Origin of the sequence: Flavobacterium sp. FlaQc-30 (genome assembly GCF_044005885.1) — a bacterium.
Lineage (GTDB): Bacteria > Bacteroidota > Bacteroidia > Flavobacteriales > Flavobacteriaceae > Flavobacterium.
Window position 1 is genome coordinate 852451 of record NZ_JBIPCO010000001.1, and the last position, 26166, is coordinate 878616.

Here is a 26166-nt window from a genome sequence, read left to right on the forward strand (position 1 = left end):
TCCTAATTCCAAACTTGATAAGTGGGGAATTAGGATTTTTTATTTTTTAGACTTTTTTCTTTCCTAAAACATATTTGAGGTAAACAAAACCAAATAGACCAGATAGAACAGAAGCAATTAAAATCGCTATTTTAGAAAATACAATAGTTTCAGGATCTGTAAAAGCAAGAATTGTGATAAAAATAGACATTGTAAAACCAATACCTCCAAGCATTCCTGCTCCTAAAATATGCGCCCATTTTAAGTTTTTAGGTAAAGCGCATAATCCGGCACTGACACCAATTGACGAAAATAGTAAGATTCCTAAAGGTTTTCCAACGACCAATCCGAGAATAATTCCAAAAGTATTTGGGTGATTTAATCCTTCATGCCAGTCAGATTCAATCGCGATACAAGTGTTTGCAACAGCAAAAAGAGGTAAAATTACAAAGGCAACAGGTTTATGTAAAAAATGCTGCAGCTTATAAGAAGAAGATTGCTCATCTCCATTGCCAAACGGAATTACAAAAGCGAGAATAACACCTGTAATAGTAGCATGAACACCTGAATTAAGCATGAAATACCACATAACAACTCCGCCAATTAGATATGGAATTAGATTGTGAATTTTCATTCGATTCAAAACAAACAAGAAAACCCATATTCCTAAAGCAATAGCAAGATTTACAAAAGCAATCGAAGTGGTGTAAAATACTGCAATTACAATTATAGCGCCCAAGTCATCAATAACAGCAAGAGCTGTTAAAAAAACTTTTAACGACGACGGAACTTTACTTCCTAAAAGCGAAAGAATACCAATCGCAAAAGCAATATCTGTTGCCATTGGAATTCCTGCACCGTTTTGAGTCGCTGTTCCAAAGTTTAACGCTAGAAATATAGCGGCAGGAACCAGCATTCCTCCAAAAGCGGCCATTATAGGGAGTGAAGCATTTTTTATGCTGGACAATTCACCATGATAAATTTCTCTTTCTAATTCTAAACCAATTAATAGAAAGAAAATAGTCATCAAACCGTCATTAATCCAATGCGTGATAGAATGACCATTGAAATCTTTTTCCCAAAACGATATATATTCAGCGGCATAAGAAGAATTGGCAAGATACAACGAAACAATCGTAACAAATAATAGAAGCAGCCCGCCTGATTTTTCGTTTTCAAAAAAGGCTTTAAAAGTTTTGGTTAGTTTCATTTGAAAGGTATAATAATTTAGAAAGAAAGAATTTTCTTTAACTCTTGTTTTTCAAAGTTAAAAAAAATATAACCAATAAAAAATTCTGATGTTTTGTAATGAGGTATTTCTTTTCCAAAGCCATAAAAAAAACCGCCTAAATTGGCGGTTTTAAGTTTTTTTAGAGAGCTGCTGCGGCTTCTAGAATTAAAGCACTTACCTCTTTAGGTTTTGATGCCAGAGATGCGTGACCAGCGTCTAAATGAATAATTTTTTTAGGATTTAATTATTCTGCCATTTCTTTTTGAGTTTCTGGCGGAATCATATTATCGTGATTAGAAATTTGATACCAGCTAGGTTTCGTTTTCCAAGCAGGTTCGCCTGCTTGATCTCCAAAACATTGACCATGTATTGGTTTTTGAGCGAGTGCCATAACTAAAGCTCTTTCTTCGTCTAAATCCTGTCCAAACGATTTGTGAAATTCATCATACTTGATCCACAAAAATCCTTTAGGATCAGGATAGATACTGGCGCCTCCTGAGCCGGCTCTGCGTCCTAAAAGCGCTCCTAAACTGTCTCCTGCATCTGGTGCAAATGCAGCAATATAAACTAAACCCGCAACTTTGTCGTGGTTTCCCGCTCCAGAAATTACAGCTCCCCCGTATGAATGACCAACCAGAAGTACTTTGCCTTCTTGAGCATCAATTAAATCTTTTGTTTTATTTATATCGTCTTGTAAAGAAGTTAAAGGATTTTGAACACTGCGCACTTTGTATCCTTTTTTTGCCAGTTCAGGAATTACATATTGCCAATGTGATCCATCTCCCCATGCTCCGTGAACCAAAATAATGGTTAAATCTTGTGTTGCCATAATTGTTTTATTGTTTAAGTGGTTAAAATGTAAATTGCTTAATTAGAATTTAATATCAGTTTGTTTAAACGATTGGTCAATTATTTTTTTAGGTTAAGAAAAAATGAGGCAGGTTTATGATTTGTTTTTAAAGTAACAGGTATCTATAAAATTATGAAAATTAATTGATTAACTCTTATTAGTGATTTAATTTTTGTGATGTTAAAGTTAAGGAATGCGGAAGCCGTTAGTTGGCTTGAAAGGTATTTCTTTAAATTATTGAATAGGATGTGCAGGTTTAGTGAAAACGGGCAGTGTTTATGAGATTAATAAATCAATAAAAAACTAAGAGAATTAACCGTATTTTTGTTTTAATAAATTAAATAAAAATGAGTGTAAAAATTCTACATATCGACAGTAACCATCCAATTTTATGGAAACAGTTGGAAGAGGCTGGTTTTGAAAATTATGCCGATTTTACTTCTTCTAAAGAAGAAATTGAGGCGAAAATTCAAGATTATAATGGAATCGTAATTCGCAGCCGATTCAAAATCGACAAAACGTTTCTGGATAAAGCGGTCAATTTGCAGTTTATCGCAAGAGTTGGCGCAGGTTTAGAAAGTATTGATTGTGATTACGCCTTGGATAAAGATATTGAATTAATTGCTGCTCCTGAAGGAAATTGCAATGCCGTGGCAGAACATACTTTAGGAATGATTCTTTCTCTTTTTAATAAATTGAATATTGCTGATTATGAAATTCGTTCAGGTCAATGGAATAGAGAAAGTAATCGTGGTCATGAACTTGATGGTAAAACCGTTGGGATTATTGGATATGGAAATATGGGTAAAGCTTTCGCCAAAAAACTGAGAGGATTTGATGTTGAAGTTTTATGCTATGACATTCAAGATAATGTAGGTGATGAAAATGCCAGACAAGTATCGTTAAAAGAACTTCATGAAAAAACCGATGTATTGAGTTTGCATATTCCGTGGACTCCTGAAACGGATAAAATGGTTGATGCGGCATTTATTAATGAGTTTAAAAAGCCAATATGGATCATTAATACTTCACGAGGTAAAAATATTGTAACGGCAGATTTGGTCGCAACAATGAAGTTAGGAAAAGTATTGGGTGCAGGTTTGGATGTTTTAGAGTATGAAAAACTGTCTTTTGAAACGCTTTTTCAAGACAAAAATACACCAGAAGCCTTCCAATATCTTTTAGATGGAAGAAAAGTAATCTTAACACCGCATATTGCCGGATGGACTTTTGAAAGCCATGAGCGCCTTGCGCAGGTTATTGTAGATAAGATAAAAGCCATTTATAAAAAGTAAACAAAGACAACTGTAATAGTTAACATTTTATAACGAGTTTTTTCTTGTGAAAAAACTCACGTCATAATTAGTTTATAAAATTAATTTTTGATAATATTGTTGCGATTTTAACAAAAATTAAAGGAAGAAATAATCAAAGTCTTCAAATGCGATAAATATTAACAAACTAATTTATTATTTATGATTGAGTGGTACAAGAAAGTAGTTTTTGAGAACTATGCGAATTTTTCAGGTCGTGCAAGAAGAAGTGAGTATTGGTATTATACACTAGCTTCTATAATTGTTTCTATAATACTTTCAACTTTGGATAATATTGCTGGTTTGACTTTTGGTCTTGCAGATTCAGGAATATTATCGTCGATTTATAGCTTATTGGTTTTTTTACCTGGTTTAGGAGTAATGGTAAGACGTTTACACGACGTGGGTAAAAGCGGTTGGTTTTTTCTGATCGTGTTGCTTCCAATAGCAGGTGTTATTTGGCTGCTTATTGTGTTATGCACAGAAGGGGATAGAGGTACAAATGCTTACGGACCAGATCCTAAGGACGATTTTGAAGAAATAAACGAAATAGGAAGTGCTGAAATATAAATAATCTAAAATACAATAATAAAAAATGGAAAATACAAAACCAGAAGCTTGGAATACTCCGTCAGCTCCAAGACAAGAAAATAAAAAAGTTGCTGCCGGAATTTTAGGAATCTTAGTTGGAGCTTTAGGAATTCATAAATTCTATTTAGGTTACACAAAAGAAGGAATCATTCAAATACTTCTTAATCTTTTATGTGGACTAGGTAGTTTAATAGGTCTTATAGAAGGAATAATTTACCTTACTAAAAGTGAAGAAGACTTTTATCAAACGTATCAAGTTGGAAAAAAAGGCTGGTTCTAAAAATATGTATTCCCATTTGCAATTAGCAAATGGGATTTTTTTTTGATTACCCCATATTATTTAATTAACTATTGAACTTAAAAATATAAATTATGGAAAACACACAATCGGAGTTTGGAAATGCTAAACCAGAGAATAAAAAAGTTGTAGCAGGAATTTTTGCGATTTTGCTTGGAGGATTAGGAGTGCATAAGTTTTATTTAGGTTATACTAAAGAGGGTATTATTCAGCTTATTTTAGGATTATTATGCGGTATAGGTGCCATAATTGGTCTTATAGAAGGCATTATTTATTTGACGAAGAGCGATGAAGAGTTTTATCAGACTTATCAGGTTGGTCAGAAAACTTGGTTCTAAAAATAAAAAAAATCCCATTCAGTAATGAATGGGATTTTTGTTTGTAAGCAGTTCGTTCTTAAAAAAATGTCTTTTTTTGATACTATAATGTCGGTTAGTTTCTTTAAATAATTGTAAAAGTAAGTAATCTTGAACTTTGTTAAAAAGTAATGGAGTAACTGAAAATCCATAAAGAGTAGGGCAATTTTAAAGATTTTATTATGTTAGAAATGTACAAAAAAGTAGTTTTGGAAAACTACGCAAACTTTAACGGAAGAGCTAGAAGAAGAGAATATTGGTTGTTCACTTTGTTGAATGTTATTATAGGTTATGGTTTGTTGTTTGGTTTAGGCTTTATTTCTCCTAAATTAACAATCGTAAGCACTATTTATAGTTTAGCGGTCTTAATTCCTGGAATCGCTGTCGCAATTAGAAGAATGCACGATATCGGTAAAAGTGGATGGTATATTCTTATTCCACTTTATAATATCGTATTACTTGCGACTGAAGGTGAAAAAGGACCAAATCAATATGGGGCAGATCCTAAAAATGGATTAGAAGAATTAGATGAAATTGGAAAAGAATAAAGTCTAATTTGTTTTTAAATAAGCGTTGAAACTAAAAAATCCCATTTGTAATTACCAAATGGGATTTTTTTTATTTTGAGAGATTACAGTTAATCTTCTTTTTCAGATAATTTACGCTCTAATTCTATTTGAAATTCTTCAATAACGGGCTTCATAGTGCTTTCTGGAATATCAGCGATTCTAATGTACATTAAGCCGTCAACAGCGTTATTAAACAAAGGATCTACGTTGAAAGCAACAACACGCGCATTTTGCTTGATGTACTTTTTAATTAAAACAGGTAAACGTAAATTTCCTGGTTCTAATTCATCAATGATTTTGTCAAATTTATTTAAATCAGATTCCGCTTCGTCGAAGATAAAGTCTTTATCAGCATCTTTTAATTTTACTTTATAAGCTTTCTTCGGATGAATGTATTGCGCAATATAAGGATCGTAATAATTTGATTTCATGAACTCGATCATCAACGATTTAGAGAAATCAGAAAATTGATTACTGATACTTACGCCGCCTAATAAATATTTGTGTTCAGGATGGCGAAGGGTAGTGTGTATAATTCCTTTCCATAACAAGAACAAAGGCATTGGTTTTTGCTGATATTCACGAATGATAAAAGCACGTCCCATTTCAATAGATTTGTGCATCATATCGTGAAGTTCTGGTTCAAATCTAAAAAGATCTGTCAAATAGAAGCCTTCGATACCATATTTTGGATAAATCTCAGAACCTAATCCCATGCGGTAAGCACCTGCTATTTTTTTGGTTTCATCATCCCATAAAAACATATGGTGATAATATTTATCGTATTCGTCTAAGTCAATAGATTCGTTGGTTCCTTCACCTACTTCTCTAAAGGTGATTTCACGCAGACGACCTATTTCATGCAGAATATTAGGAATCGATTTTGCACGTGCAAAAAACACTTCGTAATTTTTGCTTTGCAGCAAGCGGCAATCACTGTTTCTTAACGCATTAACCTCGTCAATCATTTTTGATTCGTTCGCCGGCGTAACAATTTTTTTAGGTGCTTTTGCTATTTTTAAACTAGCAGTGTCAATCAATTTGGTGTCTTTTTCAAACGGATTAGCCAACATATAAGTTTTCTTTCTCAAGAACTCAGAATATTCTTCAAACGATTCGATTTCGTTTTGCTCGTTTACAGAAATTGGTTTTCCAATACGAACTTTAATTACGCGATCTTTCTGTGTCAGTAATTCCGAAGGTAATTTTGCAGTACGCAAAGTATCGTCAATTTTAGAAAGCCAGTAGAATAATTTACTGTTTTTAGCATGAAAATAAATGGGTACAACTGGAACTTTGGCTTTTCTAATTAATTTTAAAGCGCCTTCTTCCCAAGGTTTGTCAACGACTAATTTGCCATCTTTATAAGTTGAAACTTCACCTGCAGGAAATATCCCTAAAGGTTTTCCGTCACTTAAATGGCGCAAAGTTTCTTTAATTCCGACCACGCTCGATTTAACATCCTTATGATTTTCAAAAGGATTTACGGGCATGATGTATTTTTTAAGAGGAACAATTCGGTGCAATAAAAAATTAGCGATAATCTTGAAATTTGGTTCTCTTTCGAGCATTAATTTCAAAAGCAAAATACCATCAATTCCTCCAAGCGGATGATTTGAAATGGTAATATAAGCGCCATCTTTAGGTAAACGTTTTAGATCTTCTTCAGGAATTTCAAATTTGATTTCCATTTCATCCAAAATCCCGTTTAAAAACGCAACATCCTCTAAGTGTTTATTGTGATCGTAAATTTTATTTAGGGTAGAGATCTTAAGGACCTTCATAAGAATCCAGCCTGAAAAAGTACCAAACACTCCGTACTTATCAACATTTATTGCTTTTGCAACTTCTTTCGCGGTAACTAAACCCATGTACTATTTTTAAATTATTAGAGCAGCCAACAAAGATAACAAAAAACTCTACTTTTCGTTTATTCAAACGCAAACTTTCCACTTTTTTATTACATTTGGAATCCTTAAAAATACAATCTGATGAAAATTATTTCTTATAATGTAAACGGAATTCGTGCTGCAATTAACAAAGGTTTTATCGAATGGCTGCAACAGGCAAATCCTGATGTAATCTGCCTTCAGGAAATCAAAGCTACGCAGGATCAAATTCCGGTTGACGATATTACGGCCGCGGGCTATCCTTATCAATATTATTATCCAGCAACAAAAAAAGGTTACAGCGGTGTTGCAATTTTATCCAAAACAAAACCCAATAATGTGGTTTACGGTACAGGAATTCATCATATGGATTTTGAAGGACGTAATCTTCGCGCTGATTTTGATGATGTTTCGGTAATGAGTTTATACCTTCCGTCTGGAACTAATATTGAAAGATTAGATCATAAATTTATGTTTATGGATGATTTTCAAACGTATATTAATGAATTGAAGTTAGCTATTCCCAATCTAATTATTTGCGGTGATTATAATATTTGCCATGAAGCAATAGATATTCATGATCCAGTGCGTAATAAAACAGTTTCAGGATTTTTACCTGCTGAACGTGCGTGGCTTGATGCTTTTATGAAGTCTGGTTTTATTGACAGTTTCCGTCATTTTAATAAAGATCCGCATCATTATTCGTGGTGGAGCTATCGTGCAGGAGCGAGAGGAAATAACAAAGGCTGGCGTATCGACTATAATTTAGTAAGCGCTCCAATGGAACATCGTTTAAAACGTGCTGTGATTCTTCCGGATGCGATGCATTCAGATCATTGTCCGGTTTTAGTTGAGATTGAGTAAAATTTGGTATTGTTCTTGTTGAGAGAAATGGGATTCGGAAATTCTGATAAATTGAATTTTACTTTGATTTTAAAGAAAATGTTCATTTAGATTTTATTCGAATTATCGTTTAAATCAGGAATTAATAATACGTTTCAAATAAAAAAAACAGAAAATAAAATGATTAAAAAAGCTTCGATAGGATTAGTGGTTTTGGCTTTGTCTATGACTTCTTGTGTGTCTAAAAAGATTTATAATGATTTGGAAACAAAGTATTCAGATCTTAAAAAAGAAAATCGTTCTATTGCGGATCAAAATGCCGATTTGCAAAAATCAAAGAATCAGCTGGAATTAGAACGCGATAATTTAACCAAAGATTTAAATAGCACGAAAGATGAATTGGCGAAACAAAAAGCTGATTTAGCCGCTGCGCAAAATAAATATAAGGTTTTACAAGATTCGTACAATGCTCTTGAAAAAAACAGCAATGACGCATTGGAGAAAAACATGAATAAAAACCGCGAATTGTTAGCGCAGTTGGAAGCAAAATCAAAGAAATTGGCTGAAGAACAAGCAAGTCTTGATAAAACGGCAAGTCGATTAAAAGAGCTTGAAGATATGATTGCTGCAAAAGAGGAATCAATGCGCAAGCTGAAAGAAACTTTATCGAAAGCTTTAAATGGTTTTGAAGGTAAAGGTTTGACGGTGGAACAAAAGAACGGAAAAGTGTATGTTTCTATGGAAAATAAACTGCTTTTCAATTCTGGAAGCTGGGCTGTTGGAACAGAGGGAAGAAAGGCTGTTGTAGAATTAGGAAAAGTTCTAGGCGACAATCCTGATCTTTCGGTTCTTATTGAAGGACACACAGATGATGATCCATATGCTGGTTCTGGGCCAATTGCAAACAACTGGGATTTATCTACTAAAAGAGCGACTGCAATTGTGGCTATTTTAAGTGAAAATGCTAAAATCAACAAACAAAAATTAACTGCGGCTGGAAGAAGTGAATTCTCTCCTTTAGCAAGTAATGCGACTCCAGAAGGAAAAGCTAAAAACCGCAGAATCGAAATTATTTTAACTCCAAGATTAGACGAGATTGCGGAGATGCTTAATAGTATTAATTAAGGTTCAAAGGAACAAAGTTACAGAGGCTCAGAGTTTTTACTTTGAGCCTTTTTTTTGTTCTTTCAAAGTTTTAAAAATCTTGTATTTTTTTTAACCTTTGACAAATTTCGATTTGAAAAATCCCTTTGTACCTTTGAACCTCTGCAACTTTGAATCTTAAAAAGAAAAAAATGAAATACACTACATTACCCAATACCGATATAAAAGTTAGTAAAATCAATCTTGGAACCATGACTTTTGGTCAACAGAATACAGAGGCAGAGGGTCATGCTCAAATGGATTATGCACTGGAACAAGGCGTGAACTTTTTTGATACTGCAGAGATGTATTCGGTGCCGGCAAGTGAAGCAACTTACGGAAGTACTGAAAAAATTATTGGAACTTGGTTTAAAAAATCAGGAAATCGTGATAAAGTCGTTTTAGCTTCTAAAATAGCAGGGCCAAATCCGAATTTTGGTTATATGCGTGAGAAATTAGATTTTTCGCCTGCAAGTATTAAATATGCTTTAGAAAACAGTTTAAAGCGTTTGCAGACAGATTATATTGATTTGTATCAAATGCATTGGCCGGAAAGAAAAACTAATAATTTTGGGCACCGCGCATTTACAGGTTTTGAAGATGCATGGGAAGACAACTTTAGAGAAATTTTAGAAACGTTTGACGGATTAATTAAAGAAGGAAAAATTAAACATATTGGTGTTTCAAATGAGAATTCTTGGGGAATGATGCGTCTTTTAGAAGAAAGTAAATATCATAATCTGCCAAGAATTAAAACCGTTCAAAATCCGTATTCATTATTAAACCGTCTTTTTGAAGTGAATTCAGCCGAAGTTTCAATGCATGAAAATGTTGGGTTGCTGGCTTATTCGCCTTTAGCATTTGGAGTTTTAACGGGTAAATTTTTGACAGGAGAAGCACATCCCAATTCAAGAATAAAACTTTTTCCTCAATACACGCGTTACAATAGTGAACAATGCACAAAAGCAACAAAGTTGTATTTAGAAATTGCTGAAAAACATGGTTTAACTTTGACAGAATTGGCAATGGGATTTGTATTGCAGCAGCCGTTTTTAACAAGTGCAATTATTGGTGCAACAACTTTAGAACAATTAAAAGAAAATATTGCCACAATTGATGTCGTGCTTTCAAAAGAAATTATTGCCGAAATTAATCAAGTTCAGGCCATAATTCCTGATCCAGCGCCTTAATTTCAATTTTGTAATAAACACAAAAGCCGCAAAGTAACACAGACTAATCCGTGATAATTTGTGGCTTTTTTTGTGCTGTCAAAAGCAGCTGTCTTAATTATTCGGTTTTTGTATTACCACTATTTTTGCGATTAAATCACCCAATTTTTGATTCTTCTTTGTCAAAGCAATTGTAATTAAATAAAGGAAAGGACAAACTAATTCAAGCAGATCAAAAATTCGTCTAATAATTATTCTAAAATATTTTTTGTATCCTTTTATTTTCATAGGATGATCAAATGTCATTTGCAGCTTGAAGATGTGCTTTCCAATAGTTTTATTCATAAAAACATCCTGCAGAATAAAAAAGAGATAATAAATTAAAAGACCAATTTCCGTTTTAATGAAGCTCTCACCACTGCTATTTTTATAGGAGATATATGGAAATAGTATTTTAACTGTAAGAGCTAAAATGATAAAGTCAATTCCAAAGGCGAAAACTCTTTTAAATAAATAAGTGGGTTTCATAATTACAAATCAAATTCGTCGCTGATAGATAAAGAGTCCGCAGGAACTGCAGTAGAATCTGGAGCTTTGATTCGTATTAATGAGCGAGCATTTCCAGAAATGTAAACGGGTAATTGTCCAATTGTATCTTCTGGAATCAATAAACCTCGGCGAAACATTAAATTCTTTAAAAATTTCTGGTTTTTAATGGCGAAATCTTTCAAATTACCTTCATCATTAAATTGATACATGAATTTTCTTGGTTTCGGAATAATCGTTGCTAAATATAAACATTCGTCTACGCTTAACGCTGAAGGGCTTTTTTGGAAATAAAAATGACTTGCTTCGCCAATTCCGTATACATTTGGCCCCCATTCAATAATATTGAAATAAACCTCCAGCATTCTTTCCTTACTTACAATTCGGTTATTTTCTAAAATATAAACCAAAAGGATTTCTTCAAGCTTTCGCGAAAGCGTTTTTTCTCTCGTTAAGAATACATTTTTAATCAGCTGCATGCTTATCGTGCTCGCGCCGCGTGAGAATTTCTTAGTTCTAATGTTTTTAAGAATAGACTGTTTGAAAGCTTCATTTATAAAACCGCGATGCGAGAAGAAAGAAGGATCTTCAGTTGTTAAAACACATTTTCGTAAATATGGCGAAATTTGATCTAATGGCGTATAATTTGGATTTGCATTTCCAACTAAAACGGGACGCTGCAGTACATTTTGAATAATGGCACGATACACAAATTCACCGTTTAGTTTATTCAAATCGGCTTCACCATACTTAGTAATATGTAAATCTTCTTTGTTTAGTTTACTGTCAAAAACAAGTGTATTCGGTTTGTTTTTATTGAATTTGAAATCGAGTTTATAATCAAAATTTCCCGTTGCCTGCATACCTTGAAAATGTGTGAATAAACCATCAGGAAGAGATACAATAAAATCTTGCGCTTTCATTTTTGGAATATTCACCTTCAAAGTATAAACAGTATCTTTTTCTGTGCTGTAAGAGACGTATGGTTTTACCTTAATCTTATTCAGCTGCATTGTTGAAGTACTGTCAATTGATATAAAATCATCGCCTAGTAAAAATCGGTAATCAAAACGAGCATTTTTTATGACAACATCTTTACTGGCAATTTTTGGATGATTAATTTTCAGATTAACAATCGAGGTGAAGCCGTCAATATGCAATTCGCTTCCGCTTTTATCAATGTTTTGAACATTCAGACGAATAGAATCAAAGCTTGCTTTTAAATTGTAGCGCTCATCAAGATAAGGAACGCGAATGGCTCCAGTATCTAAATTAAAAAATCGAATATCAGCTTTTTGATTTCTTGGGTCAGCAAATCCTTTTAAGTTCCAGCGCTGATCAAAATCTTTGCTTTGAACATGAATATTGGTTTCAAGTTGTTTGTTGTTTAAAACCAGTTTGTTGATTGCAACGGCTGTTTTTTTGCCATTGTCATCGATTTTGAATTGGAAGTTTTCCAAATTCATATCCGTCGGAACCAGATTTAATAGCTTTGAAATAATGCGATAAGCAAAAGCGCCATATTTACGTTTTTCGTTTTTCTCAGAATCATCACGGTTTCTTTTTAGGAAAGCATCAAAATTTCGAATTTTTCCTTTTTTAACTAATTGAATGTAGCCATTATTAACCTTTAAAGTACCAACTTGAACATCGCCGATTAATAAGTTGCTTAAGCTGACACTGGTTTCAATGTTTTTGATTTTTAAAAGTGTGTCAGCATTTTTTGGAACCAAAACAACATCTGTAAGTTTTATGCTGGACAATCCGCTGAAAGAAGCTTCTTTTATAGAAAAATCACTGTTGTAATCAACAGCCATTTTGTGAGTGACTTTTGCGACAGCTTGTTTTAGAAGCGAGTTGCGAAAAAAGTACAATCCGATGCAAAGCAAAACCAATATAATGGCTAGTATTTTTAGGGCTTTGTATATTTTTTGTTTTGGAAAATTCATATCAGCAGTTTTCGAAAGAATTTAGAACTATTAGAATGAAGTGTTGTTTTTTCAGCTACAAATTGTACTAATTTCTCGAATTTAGGAAATGTCTAAATTTAGATTTTAAAATTAAACAAAAATTCGTGTTTAATTTGTGGAATTCGCGGCGAAAAAAATTACCCAAAAAGAATACTGGCAACATCTTCAATTTTAGCAACAAGTTCAATTTTAATTCCAGTGTTTTTTAAAGTGATTTTATTGTATTTAGAAACAAAAATAGTATCAAAACCTAGTTTTTCGGCTTCCTGAATACGCTGATCAACACGATTTACAGGGCGAATTTCTCCAGAAAGTCCTACTTCGCCGGCAAAGCAAAAACCTTTTCCAACTGGAATGTCTTCGTTTGAAGATAAAATCGCAGCAACAACAGCAAGATCAATTGCAGGATCATCAACAGAAATTCCGCCCGTTACATTTAAGAAAACGTCTTTTGCGCCCAAACGAAATCCTGCTCTTTTTTCTAAAACCGCCAAAATCATGTTTAATCTTTTAGCATTGTAGCCTGTTGTGCTTCTTTGCGGAGTTCCATAAACTGCTGTGCTTACAAGTGATTGAATTTCTATCATAAGCGGACGCATGCCTTCGAGTGTTGTGGCAATCGCAGTTCCTGATAATTCTTCGTCTTTGTGCGAAATCAATATTTCTGACGGATTGCTTACTTCTCGTAAACCGCTACCAAGCATTTCATAAATTCCCAATTCGGCCGTCGAGCCAAAACGGTTTTTAAGCGAACGCAAAATTCGGTAAACGTGGTTTCTGTCGCCTTCAAATTGAAGAACAGTATCCACCATATGCTCCAGAATTTTTGGTCCCGCAATATTTCCGTCCTTTGTAATATGTCCTATTAAAATAACTGGAGTATTGGTTTCTTTAGCAAATTTGATTAATTCTGCAGTGGTTTCTCTAATTTGAGAAATACTTCCTGCCGTTGATTCGATATAATCAGTATGTAAAGTCTGAATCGAATCGATGATTACAATTTCAGGCTGAATTGCTTCGATTTGTTTAAAGATATTCTGCGTTTTTGTTTCTGTAAGGATATAACAGTTATCGCTGTTTGGTGTTATCCTTTCGGCGCGCATTTTTATTTGTTTCTGACTTTCTTCTCCAGAAACATATAAAGTTTTATACGGTAATTTTAGTGAGATTTGAAGTAAAAGTGTACTTTTCCCGATTCCTGGTTCGCCGCCCAAAAGAGTTAAAGAACCTGGAACGATTCCGCCGCCCAAAACACGATTTAATTCGCCGTCAGTAGTGTTCATGCGAATTTCCTGAGCCGAGTCGATTTCGTTTATTTTTAAAGGTCTTGGCGCTTTGCCTGTTGAAGTTGGTTCGCTTTTCCAAGCTACTTTTTCCTGTTTCTGAATAATTTCTTCAGCAATAGTATTCCATTCTTTGCACGCATTGCATTGACCTTGCCATTTTGAATATTGGGTGCCGCAATTTTGGCAGAAAAAGGAAGTTTTAACTTTTGACATTATTTACTTTTTTTAGTAAGTGCGTTCATTTCGTCCATCTTCTCATACATTAAATCCTTGTTCAAATCGCCGATAGGTTCCATTTGAGAAGCGTTTTGATATTTTTTTGAGGCGTGTTTTGCATCGCCCATTTTTTCATACATTAAGCCTAGTTCATATTCTCCAAGCATTGCTTTTGGATAATTTACATTTCCTATTTCGGCCATTTTTCCTAGTTCGTCGTATGCGTTCTTTTTCAAGATTATATTTTCAATCACTTTAAAGTCGCTCATTCGAACTGGAATCTGAACGCCTAAAACTTCTGACATTGTATTGTATTTTTTTTCTAAATAATCAGCATAACCTGTTTCAAGTACAGCGATTTTGTTTGCGTATTCTGCAGAATTTATTGGTCTGTAAACTTCAAAAATCTGATATAACGCACTCGGAATCGAATGTAAAACTTCGGTATAGTGAGTGGCGTTTTTAAATAATTCGTATTTATAATTTACTAACGGATTATTTGCGATTTTAATATTGTTGTCTAGTTTTTCTATTGGTTCTTTAATTTTTTTTATGTCTCCTTCTCCTGCAGAAAGATAGTAGAAAATTGGTTTTTGTATTTTGGCAAACTTTTCGGCAATACGTACTTCCATTTTTGGAGCCAATTCTGGACTTAGACAAATATACGCACTGAAAAGCGGGTTTTCTTTATATAAATAAAAATTGGCAAAACTCGCCGTTACATCATGTCCTGCAATAATTCTAAAAGGCGAGGTTCTGTATTTTTTTTCAATATAAGGAATTAATTCGGCTCCTATAAATTCAAAAAACTTTGCGCCTTTTTCAAATGGCAACCCTTCGTTTTGATCAATTGTTGTGTCGTCGTAACGTTCCTCATCTTTGTTTTGATGAATCCCGATTATGATCATTTCTGGAATATCATCCCAATAAGTACCATAACTTACGGCTCCAGAAAAAGGGTCGAACAAATAATCGCCGTCTAAAAGATATAAAACTGGATATTTTTTGTCTGGCTTAGCTTCATATGACGCTGGAAGTCCAATTGTTATCCTTCTTTCTTCTCCGAGTTTTAGGGATTGAATGTTGTCGAATTTTTTCTGCGAAAAAACAGAAATGGAAATAAATGCAATTAGTAGGTAAACTTTTTTCATGATTTGTGGCATTTCAGTGAATTAAAAAGTATTGAAAATAGTGTGGCAATATAATACTTTTATTTGCTCTTTTATTTATTTGGGATTTTAAAAAAAAGCAATAGTATTTGTGCTTTTGCGTTTGTTTGGGTTTAGGCAAAAGCAGTCCTATTTGTGCAAAATAAATTTTTGACAAATAGCATAATAAGATATAATTTGAGGTTGAAACCTAGGTTAATGAATTGTCATTTTCATTAGGGAAAATAATCCATGGTTTGAAGGTTTTTGCTTCTTCAAATTCTAGGGTTGCATAAGAAATAATGATGATAATATCATCTTTTTGAACTTTTCTAGCTGCAGGACCATTCAGCGTAATTTCGCCTGAATTTTTTTCTCCTTTAATGGCATAAGTTTCAAAACGTTCTCCATTATTTATGTTAACGATAGCTACTTTTTCGCCTTCAATGATATTTGAAGCTTCTAGTAAAGTTTCATCAATAGTAATACTGCCAATGTAATTTAAATCGGCTCCAGTTACTTTAACTCGATGAATTTTTGATTTTATAACTTGAATTTGCATGTTGCAAAGGTAATTTAATTAAATGAAATGGTGTCTATTAACCTTATAGAATTAACAAATATTGCTATAAACGCACGGTATTTTTTATCGTTAATTTTATGATCGATTGATAATAATGTAGATTCGTCAGCAATGACAAAATATTCGAGTTCGAATCTTTTGTTGTCTTTAAAAGATTCTTCAACAAATTTGATGGTTTCTTCAGGAGTACCGTTTTGAAAGATTTCTTTAGCTTCAGTAAGAACTTTGTAAATTATTGACGCTTCTTTTCTTTCGTCTGCAGTCAGTCGTTCATTTCTAGAACTCATGGCAAGCAGATTATCTTCTCTAAAAATTGGACAGCCTATAACATTTACAGGTAAGTCATTTTTTTCGACTAGTTTTTTAACAATTTGCAGCTGCTGAAAATCTTTTTCTCCAAAATAAGCATTTGTTGGAGTGACGATTTCAAACAAACGTTTCACAATAGTTCCCACTCCGTTAAAATGTCCAGGTCTAAACTTGCCTTCCATTTGATTTTCTAATCCATCAAAGTCAAATGACTGCGAAATAGTTTGTCCTTCATAAATATCATCTACAGAAGGAGCGTATAAAATTATTTTATCGCTTAATCCTCGCATTTTTTTTACATCTTCTTCAAGAGTTCGAGGGTATTTTTCGAGATCTTCAGGATTGTTGAATTGGGTTGGATTTACGAAAATGCTTACAACAGTGTCGTCGTTTTCTTTGAGCGATCGCTGCATTAAAGCCAGATGCCCTTGGTGCAAAGCTCCCATTGTTGGTACAAATCCGATAGTTGAATTTGCGGTTTTGATAGTTTTTAAATAAGCTATCAGAGCTACTTTGCCGTAGAAAATATGCATGGCGGTATTATTAAAATTTAGTGCAAACATAATATATTAGTTAATAACTGCATAAATTTTTGTAATTTTGCAACGTTTTTATTACCAAAAATTAAGTAAAATACTATTTATGAAAGATAAGAGGATATTATATGTATCATCTGAAGTCGTGCCTTATTTGGCTGAAAATGAAGTTTCTTTAATGTCTTATGACGTTCCGAAAATGATTAACGATCAAGGAGGTCAGATAAGAATTTTCATGCCAAGATATGGAAATATCAACGAGAGAAGACATCAATTACACGAAGTAATTAGGCTTTCAGGGATGAATTTGGTAGTGAATGATTTAGATATGCCATTGATTATTAAGGTGGCTTCAATTCCTAAAGAGAGAATACAGGTTTACTTTATCGATAATGATGAATACTTTAAACGCAAAGCAACTTTTGCTGATGAAGAAGGTGTTTTGTATCCTGATAATGACGAAAGAGCTATATTTTTTGCTAAAGGTGTTGTTGAAACAGTAAAAAAATTAAACTGGGTTCCTGATATTATTCATGTACATGGCTGGCTGGCATCTATGCTGCCAATCTATATGAAGCACTATTATAAAAATGAAGCTTTATTCTCTGAAACAAAAATTGTAACATCAGTTTATGGTCAGTCTTTTGATGAGAATCTAGATATGGAGATGATTAACAAAGTAAAATTTGACGGAGTTCCGCATGAATCTGTATCAGATCTAGAAGTTCCTAACTATGAGAACATCTTAAAAGCTAGTATATTGCATTCTGATGCTGTAATTATTGCTTCAGAAAACGTTTCTCCAAGTTTAACAAAATTTATAGAATCTTCAGGAAAACCTTTTTTACCTTTCGCCACGAAAGATGCATTCGCTGAAGCGTATACAAATTTCTATAAAGAAATGGGACTTTAAATTTTAACTTTATTATTAAACATGTACAATACTTCTTTTATTAAGAAAATACTTTTAGCTCTTACGGTTGTTCTTTTATATTCGTGCGATAAAGATTTTAATGCAATTGGAGATGATTTAATTGGTGACGATCATTTTGGACTTGAGTCTGAAAAATATGATGTTGTAGCTTTTAATCAGGAGGTTACACCTATACAGTCAAATGTTTTAGCGGTTAATGCATTAGGTATTTACGATAATCCTGTTTTTGGAACAACGACTGCTAATTTTGCTACACAGGTAGATTTAAGCACTACGTATCCATTGATTATTGGTGAAGAGCCTGTAATTACAAGTGTGAGATTAAGTATACCTTATTTTAAGAAGCTGAAAACGACTAATAGTGATGGAACTCATACTTATACTTTAGATTCTATTTATGGGCCGGCAGAAGGAAAACTTAAGTTAAGTGTTTATGAATCTGGTGTTCAAATGCGCAGTTCGTATGTGAGCAATGGAGTTTCGTTGCCGCAGTTTTATTATACAGATGAAAACAATGTTTTTAATCAGTATAAAGTGGGGGCTCGTTTAAATAATTCAAGCAATGTGCTGCAGAATGATCAATTCTTTTTTAGTTCAGCAGAATATGTGGATAAGACGACAGATGCGGCAGGAAAGGAAACAACAACTTATACTCCGCCAGAAATGCGTTTGGATTTAAATACCGCTTATTTTCAGCAAAAAATATTGAATGCTCCGGCTTCAAAGCTTTCTGCTCCAGATTTGTTTCAGGAGTATTTTAGAGGTTTGTACTTTAGTGTTGAAAAAGCAGATGGAAGCCCTGGTAATATGGCTTTGTTGGATTTCTCAGGAGGAAAAATTGTAATTACTTATAAAGCTAAAACGGCAAGTACAACAGATGCTGATACAGAGAAAGAGGATAAAACTATTACAATGACAATTGTAAATCCTGCAAATTCTAGTGCAAATGCCAATTTGCTTCAAGATGTAAAGTCGGCTAATTACCAGAATGCTATTACAACGGCAAACATAAATAAAACTGAAGGAGATGAAAGACTTTATGTGAAAGGTGGTCAAGGTTCTCTTGCTATTATTAAGCTTAATGATTTTGTCGCAAAACTAGAAGACATCAGAGCTAAAAACTGGAAAGTAAACGAAGCTAATTTGGTATTTAATATCGATGCAGATAAAATGACAGGAACTAGAGAACCGAAAAGAGTTTATTTGTACGATTTAACTAATAATGTTCCAGTTGTAGATTACCTTGTTGATGGAAGTGGAAATCTTGTGTTATCGGATCCTAAAACGGCTAAGTATATTTATGGAGGTATGATTAACCTTGATGATAATAAACGAGGAAAAAATTATAAAATTAGAATTACAGAACATATCCGTAATCTTATAAAAGATAAAACAGCCAAAAATGTTGATTTAGGATTGGTTGTGACGGAGAGTATAGCGATTTCGACTTCGAATTTTTTAAAGAATAAGAATGAGAATATCTCTCAAGCGCCAAGAGCGTCAGTTATGAATCCGCTTGGGACTATTTTATATGGAGGGAAATCTTCAGTACCAGAGGATAAAAGATTGAGGCTTGAGGTTTACTACACGAAACCAAATTAATAAATATATATGTGTGGAATTGTTGGGTATATCGGTCATAGAGAGGCTTATCCTATTGTTATAAAAGGATTAAAGCGTCTTGAGTACAGAGGATATGATAGTGCCGGCGTTATGTTATACGATGACGAGGCAGGAATTAAAATTTGTAAAACAAAAGGTAAAGTTTCAGATCTTGAAGCTAAAGCAAAAGAAGGTTTTACAATCAATGGGAATATTGGAATTGGACACACTCGTTGGGCAACTCACGGTGTTCCAAATGATGTGAACTCGCATCCTCATGCTTCAAATTCTGGCGATTTAGTAATCATTCATAACGGTATTATCGAGAATTATGCTCCTTTAAAAGAAGAGCTGATTAAAAGAGGTTATACTTTTAAGTCTGATACAGATACCGAAGTTTTAGTTAACTTAATTGAGGAAGTTCAGAAAAATGAGAATATAAAGCTTGGGAAAGCGGTTCAGGTGGCTTTAAATCAGGTTGTTGGAGCTTATGCAATAGCAGTATTTGATAAAAAGAACCCAAATGAAATTGTTGCGGCAAGACTAGGAAGTCCATTGGCAATTGGAGTAGGTGAAGGAGAATACTTTATTGCTTCTGATGCTTCTCCGTTTATTGAGTATACTTCAAATGCAGTATATTTAGAAGATGGTGAAATGGCAAATATTAGGTTGCACAAGCCTCTTAAAATCAGAAAAATTAAAGATGATTCTTTAGTAGACCCTTATATTCAAGAGCTTCAAATGAACTTGGAGCAAATTGAAAAAGGAGGTTATGACCATTTCATGCTAAAAGAAATCTACGAGCAGCCAAGTGTAATTAAAGATACGTACAGAGGAAGACTTCATGCAAATGAAGGAATTGTTCAAATGGCTGGTGTTGAGGATAATTTGGAGAAATTCCTGAATGCAAAGCGTATTTTAATCGTTGCTTGCGGAACTTCATGGCATGCAGGTTTAGTGGCAGAGTATATTTTTGAGGAATTTACGAGAATTCCAGTAGAGGTAGAATATGCTTCTGAATTTAGATACAGAAACCCAATTATCAATAAAGATGATGTAGTAATTGCTATCTCTCAATCAGGTGAAACAGCAGATACTATGGCGGCTATTAAGCTGGCTAAGGAAAACGGAGCTTTTGTATTTGGAGTTTGTAATGTTGTAGGTTCTTCTATTTCAAGAGAAAGCCACGCAGGGGCTTATACGCATGCGGGACCAGAAATTGGAGTAGCTTCTACGAAAGCATTTACAACTCAAATCACGGTTTTAACGATGATTGCTTTGAAGTTAGGAAAAGCAAAAGGAACTTTGTCGAACCCTGATTTCCATGCTTATTTACAAGAATTAGAATTAATTCCTGAAAAAGTGAGTGAGGCTTTAGAAACTAATGATCGTGCAAAAGAAATTGCTGCGGCTTTTAAAGATGCGCCAAACTGTCTTTACTTAGGAAGAGGATATAATTTTCCAGTAGCACTAGAAGGAGCATTAAAGCTTAAAGAGATCTCTTATATTCATGCTGAAGGTTATCCTGCAGCAGAAATGAAACACGGTCCAATTGCTTTAATCGATGAGCATATGCCGGTTATTGTAATTGCTCCAAAGCAAGGTCACTACGATAAAATTGTAAGTAACATTCAAGAGATTAAATCTCGAAGCGGTAAAATTATTGCTGTTGTAACTAAAGGTGATACGCAAGTTCGTGAATTAGCAGATTATGTAATCGAAATTCCAGAAACTTCAGATGCATTGTCGCCGCTTATTACTACAATACCTTTACAATTGTTATCTTACTATATTGCAGTTATGAGAGGTTGTAATGTTGATCAACCACGTAACTTAGCAAAATCTGTTACAGTAGAATAAAGATACTTTAAAATATTAAATATGTTAAAAAAGCGAGATTTAGGTCTCGCTTTTTTTTATTGTCAAAATTTTTTTTGAGCATATGTATTTTTGTGAATTTTTCAATTTTTTGATAAAAATTAATATGTATGCATAGTAAATTGGTTTTTCTTTAGGTTTTCTTTGTTTTTATTCTAATAAATTCAATTAGCAAATAGTTAAAATATTACATAAATACATGATAAATATTAATTTTTTTTAACGTTTTTTTATGCATATTAAAATATTTGTGTATTTTGGCTACATACTAACGAAAAAACTAACCCAATGAGAGTCTACTTGCTAATTATGTTATTGTTCAGCGGATTATCTTTTGCGCAGAATACAATAACAGGTTCGGTTACAGATGGTAACAAACAATCTATTCCTGGTGCTAATGTTGTTGTTGCTGGAGAAAACAGCGGTGCGTCTACTGATTTTGACGGATCGTTTAAATTGACTACTAAAGCTAAACTGCCTTTTTCTATAAAGGTTTCTGCGGTAGGATTTGAAACAAAAATTATTAGTGTTACATCGGCAAATCAAAAAGTAAATGTAATCTTAAAAGATGAAGAAACTAAACTTGATGAAATAGTTGTTTCTGCGTCTAGAACACCTGAACGTGTTTTTGAGTCTCCTGTTACTATTGAAAGAATGGGTATTCAGGATATTAAAAAAACGGCTTCACCGTCATTTTATGATGGATTGGAAAATTTAAAAGAGGTGCAGATGAATACGAGTAGTATGACTTTTAAGTCGATTAATACTAGAGGATTTGCTTCGGTTGCTAATACACGTTTTATGCAATTAGTAGATGGTATGGATAACTCGTCTCCATTGTTGAATTTTGTGCTTGGAAACATGATTGGGGTTTCAGAAATTGATGTGCAGAGTGTTGAGCTTCTGCCGGGAGCATCTTCTGCTTTGTATGGGGCAAATGCTTTTAATGGGATTTTGTTTATGAATAGTAAAAGTCCATTTACTTATCAAGGTATTTCAACTTATTTTAAATATGGTGTGACTTCACAAGAGGCTGCGGGTACAAATGGGTATTATGATTTTGGTATTCGATTCGCGCATGCTTTTAATAAATATTTCGCAGCCAAAGCTAACTTTACCTATATGGAAGCTACAGATTGGTATGCAACAAATTATGATGATAAAACTAGAGCGGGCATTGATAGAACTAATCCGAGTTATGATGGTATTAATGTTTATGGTGACGAGGCTGCGACAAATATTAAAGGAGTAGGTAAAAAATTAGAAGCAATGGGTTTGATTCCTGCAGGAGCATCTAATCTTTTGCCAGATTCAAATGTAAGTAGAACGGGGTATAATGAAATTGATTTGACTAATAATAAAGCAGGAAACACAAAAATTGATTTCTCTTTTCATGGCAGGCCGCTTGGAGATGAAAGATTAGAGATTATCTGGCAAAGTAAGTTTGGTATGGGTAATGCTGTTTATCAAGGAGGAAATAGATATTACTTGAATAATTTTTTTATGCAGCAGCATAAATTAGAAGTTAAAGGGAAGAATTTTTTTGTGAGAGGTTATACAACATCTGAAGATGGAGGGCAATCTTATGATATGATTTTTACAGGTCTTAATGTAAATAGAAAATGGAAAGATGATAATACTTGGTTTGGTCAATACGCTGGAGCCTATATTCAAGGAACGTTAGCTGGTATGACGCCGCAACAAGCGCATGCTGCTGGAAGGGCTACGGCTGATACAGGTCGTTTTATGCCAGGTACAACAGAGTTTAAAAATGCTTTTAATCAGGTTATAGCTGATCCAGATGTTCGTACGGGTTCGAAATTGGTAGATAATTCCAAAATTTATCATTCTGATGCAAATTATAACTTTAGAGATTTGATAAAATTTGCCGAAATTCAAGTAGGAGGTTCGTTTAGAGCTTATGAGCTTAATTCTCATGGCAGAATTTATACAGATGCAAATGGACCGATTAATTATAACGAGTACGGAGCTTATGCTCAGTTGATGAAGAAATTTTTAGAAGATAGATTGAAGTTTACTGGTTCTCTACGTTATGATAAATCTAAAAACTTTGACGGTAATTATTCACCGCGTTTATCTTTAGTGTATTCAGGAGGAGAGAGAAAAAATCATAATATTAGAGCTTCGTTTCAAACAGGTTTCAGAAACCCATCAACTCAAGATCAATATATCGGATTTAATATTGGAAGTGCGGTATTGGTTGGTTCTGCCCCAGATAACTTAACAAGATTTAATGAAACTTTTAATTTAAGTGCAGAAGGACAGGTGTATAACGGAGGTCCAACTAAAGTTATGAGTGGTAATGATGCTTATTATAATTCGTATTTGGCAAGTTCTGTTAGTGCTTTTTCAGCGATGGCAGGAAGTAATCCTATTGCAGCGGCAGCATTGTTAACAAAAACAAGGGCTAATCTTGTTAAGCCTGAAGAAGTAAAAGCTTTTGAGTTAGGATATCGTTCTGTTTTTGAAGGGATGTCAATAGATATTAATGGCTACTATAATATATACAACAACTTTATTGGTAATTTAAATGTAATTTCTCCTTATTACGGAACGGCTCAAGACAATCCAAATCTTGCGGCAGGAGTTACAGATCCGGGGGTTCAATCAGTAAGAGCGATTCAAAATGGAGAGTATAGAGTGTATCAATTGTATACCAATTCAGATGTAGAGATACATTCATTAGGATTTGGAGTTGGACTTACTAAAAAAATAATTTCAAATTTTGAATTAGGGTTGAACTATAATTATGCTCAGTTTGATTTTGATCAAGCAAAAGATCCAAGTTTTGAAGCAGGATTTAATACTCCAAAACATAGAATTAAATTGTCTGTTGGGAATGATAAATTGTTCGAGAATTTTGGGTTTAATGTCAGCGGAAGATGGAATAGTGAATATGAGTGGCAATCAGGCTTCGCCGATGGCACAATTAAATCTGCTACAGTAGTAGATGCGCAGATAAATTACGGAATTCCAAAGTTGAAATCAGTTGTAAAACTTGGAGCTGCTAATATTGGCGGTAAAGAGTATTATCAAGTAATTGGAGCTGGATTAATCGGGCAGCAATATTTTGTATCATGGACTATTAATCCATAAATCGATTATTAACTATAGGTCAAATATGTTATTTATGTTTCTGAAGATGTGACTTAGAAACAGGTAATTTTAAAATATAAAAATTATGATAAAAAATTTCAAATGGCTTTTATTGGTTTCTTTGACCTTTATGGCTTGTAATAGTGATGACGATGCAGTAACTGTTGTTGATTCGTCAGACGGATTGCCTCTAACATCTGGTTCTGCTAATTTCTCTAAATATGTTGCGTTAGGAAATTCTTTAACGTCTGGTTTTAGTGATGGTGCTCTTTTTAAAAAGGGACAAGAAGGAGCGTATACCAATATAATGGCGCAGCAATTTAAACTTGTTGGAGGAGGAGAATTTAAAATTCCTTATACTAATGATAATATTGGTGGTTTGCTTTTTGGAGGACAGCCTAATATAGCATTTGGTCCGAGACTTTATTTTAATACTACAGTTTCTCCAACTCATCCTAGTTCGACAGTTGATCCTGTAAGCGGAACTCCAACAACAGAAGTGATGAATCCTGCGGTTGCAGCTGCGGGTCCTTATAATAATACAGGTGTTCCTGGCGCTAAAAGTTTTCATTTGTTGTCTCCAACTTATGGGGCGCCGGCTGGTTTAGCAAACGGAACGGCAAATCCTTATTATGTGCGATTTGCTCCAAATGGAACAACTTCTGTTCTTGCTTATGCAATGAGCCAAACACCAACATTCTTTTCTTTATGGATTGGTAATAATGATGTTTTAGGTTATGCAACTACTGGAGGAGATGGTACGAACCCAATTACGCCAGCTTCTGGAGCTGCGGGTGTTGGTTTTGATGGAACATACGCAGCTTTAGTAACTACTTTAACTTCAGGAGGAGCAAAAGGGGTTGTGGCAAATATTCCATATGTAACTTCAATCCCATTTTTTAAGACCGTTCCTTATAATCCTTTAACGGCTTCTGCTATAGGTAAAGGGAATGCTGCTCAAGGCCTTGCGCTTATTTCAGCATTAAATACACAATTATATGGTCCGTTAAAACAAGCTTTGACAGCTTTTGGAGCGGGATCAAGAATTAATTTGCTGTCAACAACTGCAGCAAATCCATTATTGATAAAAGACGAATCGCTTCCAAACTTATCTGCGCAATTAACAGCGGCTTTTACGCCTACACTTGGAGCTCAGACTGCAGCTTTTTATGGTAATGTTTTTGGTCAGGCTCGTCAAGCTACAAAGACTGATTTAGTTCTTTTAACTACGCAATCGGCTATTGGAACAGCACCTACAGCTGAAAATTCAGGAATAGGAATGGCTCCGCCGGCTCCTTTGAATAATTTTGGAATTACATATCCTTTGCAGGATAAATATGTTTTGATACCAACTGAAGTTGCAGAACTTGAAGTGGCTACAAATGCGTTTAATGCAACTATAAAATCTATTGCAGAATCTAAAGGTCTAGCTTTTGTAGATGCAAATGCAATTATGAAACAAATTGATCAAGGAGGAATTTCTGCCAATAGTTTTACAATGGCATCGACATTTGTAACTGGAGGGACTTTTTCTTTAGATGGGGTTCATCCTTCGCCAAGAGGGTATGCATTTATAGCAAATAAATTCATTGAAGCAATTAATGCTAAATACGGATCAAATTTAAAAGGTGTAAATGTGGGTAATTATCCAGTTTTATATCCTGCCGTATTGCCATAAAACCATTTTTTTTAATTAAAAAGCCGTTTGTTTTTTAAAAGCAGCGGCTTTTTTTGTTAGTGTAAAAAATGCTTAAAATGGGAGTTTGAAGCTCTCATTTTTAGAATCAAACAAAATCATGCTATTTTTTAT

General features: G+C 33.9%; 22 protein-coding genes. 13 read left to right on the forward strand and 9 right to left on the reverse strand.

Features of this window, described 5'->3' with window-relative positions:
- Positions 1-46: 46 nt before the first annotated feature.
- Positions 47-1189, reverse strand: a complete 1143-nt coding sequence (gene nhaA, locus ACHRV0_RS03740; RefSeq protein WP_395439948.1) for a Na+/H+ antiporter NhaA — start codon at positions 1187-1189, stop codon at positions 47-49.
- A 265-nt stretch (positions 1190-1454) separates the two neighbouring features.
- Positions 1455-2039 (reverse strand): alpha/beta hydrolase, encoded by a 585-nt coding sequence (locus ACHRV0_RS03745; protein ID WP_395439949.1) that lies wholly within the window; start codon positions 2037-2039, stop codon positions 1455-1457.
- Positions 2040-2407: 368 nt separating this feature from the next.
- On the opposite strand from ACHRV0_RS03745, the gene ACHRV0_RS03750 reads away from it, so the two are divergent.
- From ACHRV0_RS03750 to ACHRV0_RS03770, 5 genes are all read left to right on the forward strand, one after another.
- Complete coding sequence (locus tag ACHRV0_RS03750; RefSeq protein WP_089053383.1) at positions 2408-3355, forward strand: 2-hydroxyacid dehydrogenase; 948 nt, start codon at positions 2408-2410, stop codon at positions 3353-3355.
- Between the two features lie 180 nt (positions 3356-3535).
- Positions 3536-3943 (forward strand): DUF805 domain-containing protein, encoded by a 408-nt coding sequence (locus tag ACHRV0_RS03755; protein WP_395439950.1) that lies wholly within the window; start codon positions 3536-3538, stop codon positions 3941-3943.
- Positions 3944-3968: 25 nt separating this feature from the next.
- The gene (locus ACHRV0_RS03760; RefSeq protein ID WP_395439951.1) at positions 3969-4244 is read left to right on the forward strand and encodes a TM2 domain-containing protein; all 276 of its coding nucleotides are present in this window, start codon (positions 3969-3971) and stop codon (positions 4242-4244) included.
- Between the two features lie 92 nt (positions 4245-4336).
- Entirely contained in the window at positions 4337-4600 is a 264-nt protein-coding gene (locus ACHRV0_RS03765) for a TM2 domain-containing protein (protein WP_129023719.1), read from the forward strand.
- A gap of 200 nt (positions 4601-4800) precedes the next feature.
- Positions 4801-5166: a DUF805 domain-containing protein gene (locus ACHRV0_RS03770; protein ID WP_129023718.1), complete on the forward strand. Its 366-nt coding sequence runs from the start codon at positions 4801-4803 to the stop codon at positions 5164-5166.
- An 89-nt stretch (positions 5167-5255) separates the two neighbouring features.
- Here the strand turns inward: ACHRV0_RS03770 and ACHRV0_RS03775 are convergent, their stop codons facing one another.
- On the reverse strand, positions 5256-7058 hold the full coding sequence (locus ACHRV0_RS03775) for a lysophospholipid acyltransferase family protein (protein ID WP_129023717.1): 1803 nt from the start codon (positions 7056-7058) through the stop codon (positions 5256-5258).
- A gap of 120 nt (positions 7059-7178) precedes the next feature.
- On the opposite strand from ACHRV0_RS03775, the gene ACHRV0_RS03780 reads away from it, so the two are divergent.
- From ACHRV0_RS03780 to ACHRV0_RS03790, 3 genes are all read left to right on the forward strand, one after another.
- The gene (locus ACHRV0_RS03780) at positions 7179-7940 is read left to right on the forward strand and encodes an exodeoxyribonuclease III (protein WP_395410525.1); all 762 of its coding nucleotides are present in this window, start codon (positions 7179-7181) and stop codon (positions 7938-7940) included.
- A gap of 159 nt (positions 7941-8099) precedes the next feature.
- Positions 8100-9044 carry an OmpA family protein gene (locus ACHRV0_RS03785; protein ID WP_089053376.1) on the forward strand — a complete coding sequence of 315 codons (945 nt, stop codon included), beginning with the start codon at positions 8100-8102 and terminating at the stop codon, positions 9042-9044.
- 170 nt (positions 9045-9214) lie between these two features.
- Complete coding sequence (locus ACHRV0_RS03790; protein ID WP_395439952.1) at positions 9215-10252, forward strand: aldo/keto reductase; 1038 nt, start codon at positions 9215-9217, stop codon at positions 10250-10252.
- Positions 10253-10345: 93 nt separating this feature from the next.
- Here ACHRV0_RS03790 and ACHRV0_RS03795 read toward each other — a convergent pair whose 3' ends face one another.
- From ACHRV0_RS03795 to panC, 6 genes are all read right to left on the reverse strand, one after another.
- Positions 10346-10759 (reverse strand): RDD family protein, encoded by a 414-nt coding sequence (locus ACHRV0_RS03795; RefSeq protein WP_395439953.1) that lies wholly within the window; start codon positions 10757-10759, stop codon positions 10346-10348.
- A 2-nt stretch (positions 10760-10761) separates the two neighbouring features.
- Positions 10762-12726 carry a transglycosylase domain-containing protein gene (locus ACHRV0_RS03800; RefSeq protein WP_395439954.1) on the reverse strand — a complete coding sequence of 655 codons (1965 nt, stop codon included), beginning with the start codon at positions 12724-12726 and terminating at the stop codon, positions 10762-10764.
- 158 nt (positions 12727-12884) lie between these two features.
- Complete coding sequence (gene radA, locus ACHRV0_RS03805) at positions 12885-14246, reverse strand: DNA repair protein RadA (protein ID WP_089053372.1); 1362 nt, start codon at positions 14244-14246, stop codon at positions 12885-12887.
- Positions 14246-15400 carry an alpha/beta hydrolase gene (locus ACHRV0_RS03810; RefSeq protein WP_395439955.1) on the reverse strand — a complete coding sequence of 385 codons (1155 nt, stop codon included), beginning with the start codon at positions 15398-15400 and terminating at the stop codon, positions 14246-14248. Before ACHRV0_RS03810 ends, radA begins: the two co-directional genes overlap by 1 nt.
- Positions 15401-15608: 208 nt before the next feature.
- Positions 15609-15959: an aspartate 1-decarboxylase gene (gene panD / locus ACHRV0_RS03815; protein WP_017495920.1), complete on the reverse strand. Its 351-nt coding sequence runs from the start codon at positions 15957-15959 to the stop codon at positions 15609-15611.
- A 14-nt stretch (positions 15960-15973) separates the two neighbouring features.
- Positions 15974-16852, reverse strand: a complete 879-nt coding sequence (panC, locus tag ACHRV0_RS03820) for a pantoate--beta-alanine ligase (RefSeq protein ID WP_395439956.1) — start codon at positions 16850-16852, stop codon at positions 15974-15976.
- A gap of 79 nt (positions 16853-16931) precedes the next feature.
- On the opposite strand from panC, the gene ACHRV0_RS03825 reads away from it, so the two are divergent.
- The 5 genes from ACHRV0_RS03825 to ACHRV0_RS03845 all read left to right on the forward strand — a co-directional run bounded on the left by ACHRV0_RS03825 (position 16932) and on the right by ACHRV0_RS03845 (position 26034).
- Positions 16932-17738 carry a glycogen/starch synthase gene (locus ACHRV0_RS03825; RefSeq protein WP_089053369.1) on the forward strand — a complete coding sequence of 269 codons (807 nt, stop codon included), beginning with the start codon at positions 16932-16934 and terminating at the stop codon, positions 17736-17738.
- Between the two features lie 21 nt (positions 17739-17759).
- Complete coding sequence (locus ACHRV0_RS03830; protein ID WP_129023709.1) at positions 17760-19361, forward strand: DUF4270 domain-containing protein; 1602 nt, start codon at positions 17760-17762, stop codon at positions 19359-19361.
- 9 nt (positions 19362-19370) lie between these two features.
- Complete coding sequence (gene glmS / locus ACHRV0_RS03835; RefSeq protein WP_395439957.1) at positions 19371-21221, forward strand: glutamine--fructose-6-phosphate transaminase (isomerizing); 1851 nt, start codon at positions 19371-19373, stop codon at positions 21219-21221.
- A gap of 306 nt (positions 21222-21527) precedes the next feature.
- Positions 21528-24356: a TonB-dependent receptor domain-containing protein gene (locus ACHRV0_RS03840; protein ID WP_395439958.1), complete on the forward strand. Its 2829-nt coding sequence runs from the start codon at positions 21528-21530 to the stop codon at positions 24354-24356.
- A gap of 85 nt (positions 24357-24441) precedes the next feature.
- The gene (locus ACHRV0_RS03845; RefSeq protein WP_395439959.1) at positions 24442-26034 is read left to right on the forward strand and encodes a G-D-S-L family lipolytic protein; all 1593 of its coding nucleotides are present in this window, start codon (positions 24442-24444) and stop codon (positions 26032-26034) included.
- Positions 26035-26166: the final 132 nt, after the last annotated feature.

Bases quoted from the DNA above. Each gene is read 5' to 3' on its own strand.
- ACHRV0_RS03750 (WP_089053383.1), top strand. From the start codon at position 2,408: ATGAGTGTAAAAATTCTACATATCGACAGTAACCATCCAATTTTATGG.
- ACHRV0_RS03845 (WP_395439959.1), top strand. From the start codon at position 24,442: ATGATAAAAAATTTCAAATGGCTTTTATTGGTTTCTTTGACCTTTATG.
- ACHRV0_RS03840 (WP_395439958.1), top strand. From the start codon at position 21,528: ATGAGAGTCTACTTGCTAATTATGTTATTGTTCAGCGGATTATCTTTT.
- ACHRV0_RS03830 (WP_129023709.1), top strand. From the start codon at position 17,760: ATGTACAATACTTCTTTTATTAAGAAAATACTTTTAGCTCTTACGGTT.
- ACHRV0_RS03825 (WP_089053369.1), top strand. From the start codon at position 16,932: ATGAAAGATAAGAGGATATTATATGTATCATCTGAAGTCGTGCCTTAT.
- ACHRV0_RS03800 (WP_395439954.1), bottom strand. From the start codon at position 12,726: ATGAATTTTCCAAAACAAAAAATATACAAAGCCCTAAAAATACTAGCC.
- ACHRV0_RS03810 (WP_395439955.1), bottom strand. From the start codon at position 15,400: ATGAAAAAAGTTTACCTACTAATTGCATTTATTTCCATTTCTGTTTTT.
- ACHRV0_RS03795 (WP_395439953.1), bottom strand. From the start codon at position 10,759: ATGAAACCCACTTATTTATTTAAAAGAGTTTTCGCCTTTGGAATTGAC.
- ACHRV0_RS03790 (WP_395439952.1), top strand. From the start codon at position 9,215: ATGAAATACACTACATTACCCAATACCGATATAAAAGTTAGTAAAATC.
- ACHRV0_RS03780 (WP_395410525.1), top strand. From the start codon at position 7,179: ATGAAAATTATTTCTTATAATGTAAACGGAATTCGTGCTGCAATTAAC.
- ACHRV0_RS03770 (WP_129023718.1), top strand. From the start codon at position 4,801: ATGTTAGAAATGTACAAAAAAGTAGTTTTGGAAAACTACGCAAACTTT.
- panD (WP_017495920.1), bottom strand. From the start codon at position 15,959: ATGCAAATTCAAGTTATAAAATCAAAAATTCATCGAGTTAAAGTAACT.
- panC (WP_395439956.1), bottom strand. From the start codon at position 16,852: ATGTTTGCACTAAATTTTAATAATACCGCCATGCATATTTTCTACGGC.
- radA (WP_089053372.1), bottom strand. From the start codon at position 14,246: ATGTCAAAAGTTAAAACTTCCTTTTTCTGCCAAAATTGCGGCACCCAA.
- ACHRV0_RS03760 (WP_395439951.1), top strand. From the start codon at position 3,969: ATGGAAAATACAAAACCAGAAGCTTGGAATACTCCGTCAGCTCCAAGA.
- ACHRV0_RS03755 (WP_395439950.1), top strand. From the start codon at position 3,536: ATGATTGAGTGGTACAAGAAAGTAGTTTTTGAGAACTATGCGAATTTT.
- ACHRV0_RS03775 (WP_129023717.1), bottom strand. From the start codon at position 7,058: ATGGGTTTAGTTACCGCGAAAGAAGTTGCAAAAGCAATAAATGTTGAT.
- ACHRV0_RS03765 (WP_129023719.1), top strand. From the start codon at position 4,337: ATGGAAAACACACAATCGGAGTTTGGAAATGCTAAACCAGAGAATAAA.
- ACHRV0_RS03785 (WP_089053376.1), top strand. From the start codon at position 8,100: ATGATTAAAAAAGCTTCGATAGGATTAGTGGTTTTGGCTTTGTCTATG.
- glmS (WP_395439957.1), top strand. From the start codon at position 19,371: ATGTGTGGAATTGTTGGGTATATCGGTCATAGAGAGGCTTATCCTATT.
- ACHRV0_RS03745 (WP_395439949.1), bottom strand. From the start codon at position 2,039: ATGGCAACACAAGATTTAACCATTATTTTGGTTCACGGAGCATGGGGA.
- nhaA (WP_395439948.1), bottom strand. From the start codon at position 1,189: ATGAAACTAACCAAAACTTTTAAAGCCTTTTTTGAAAACGAAAAATCA.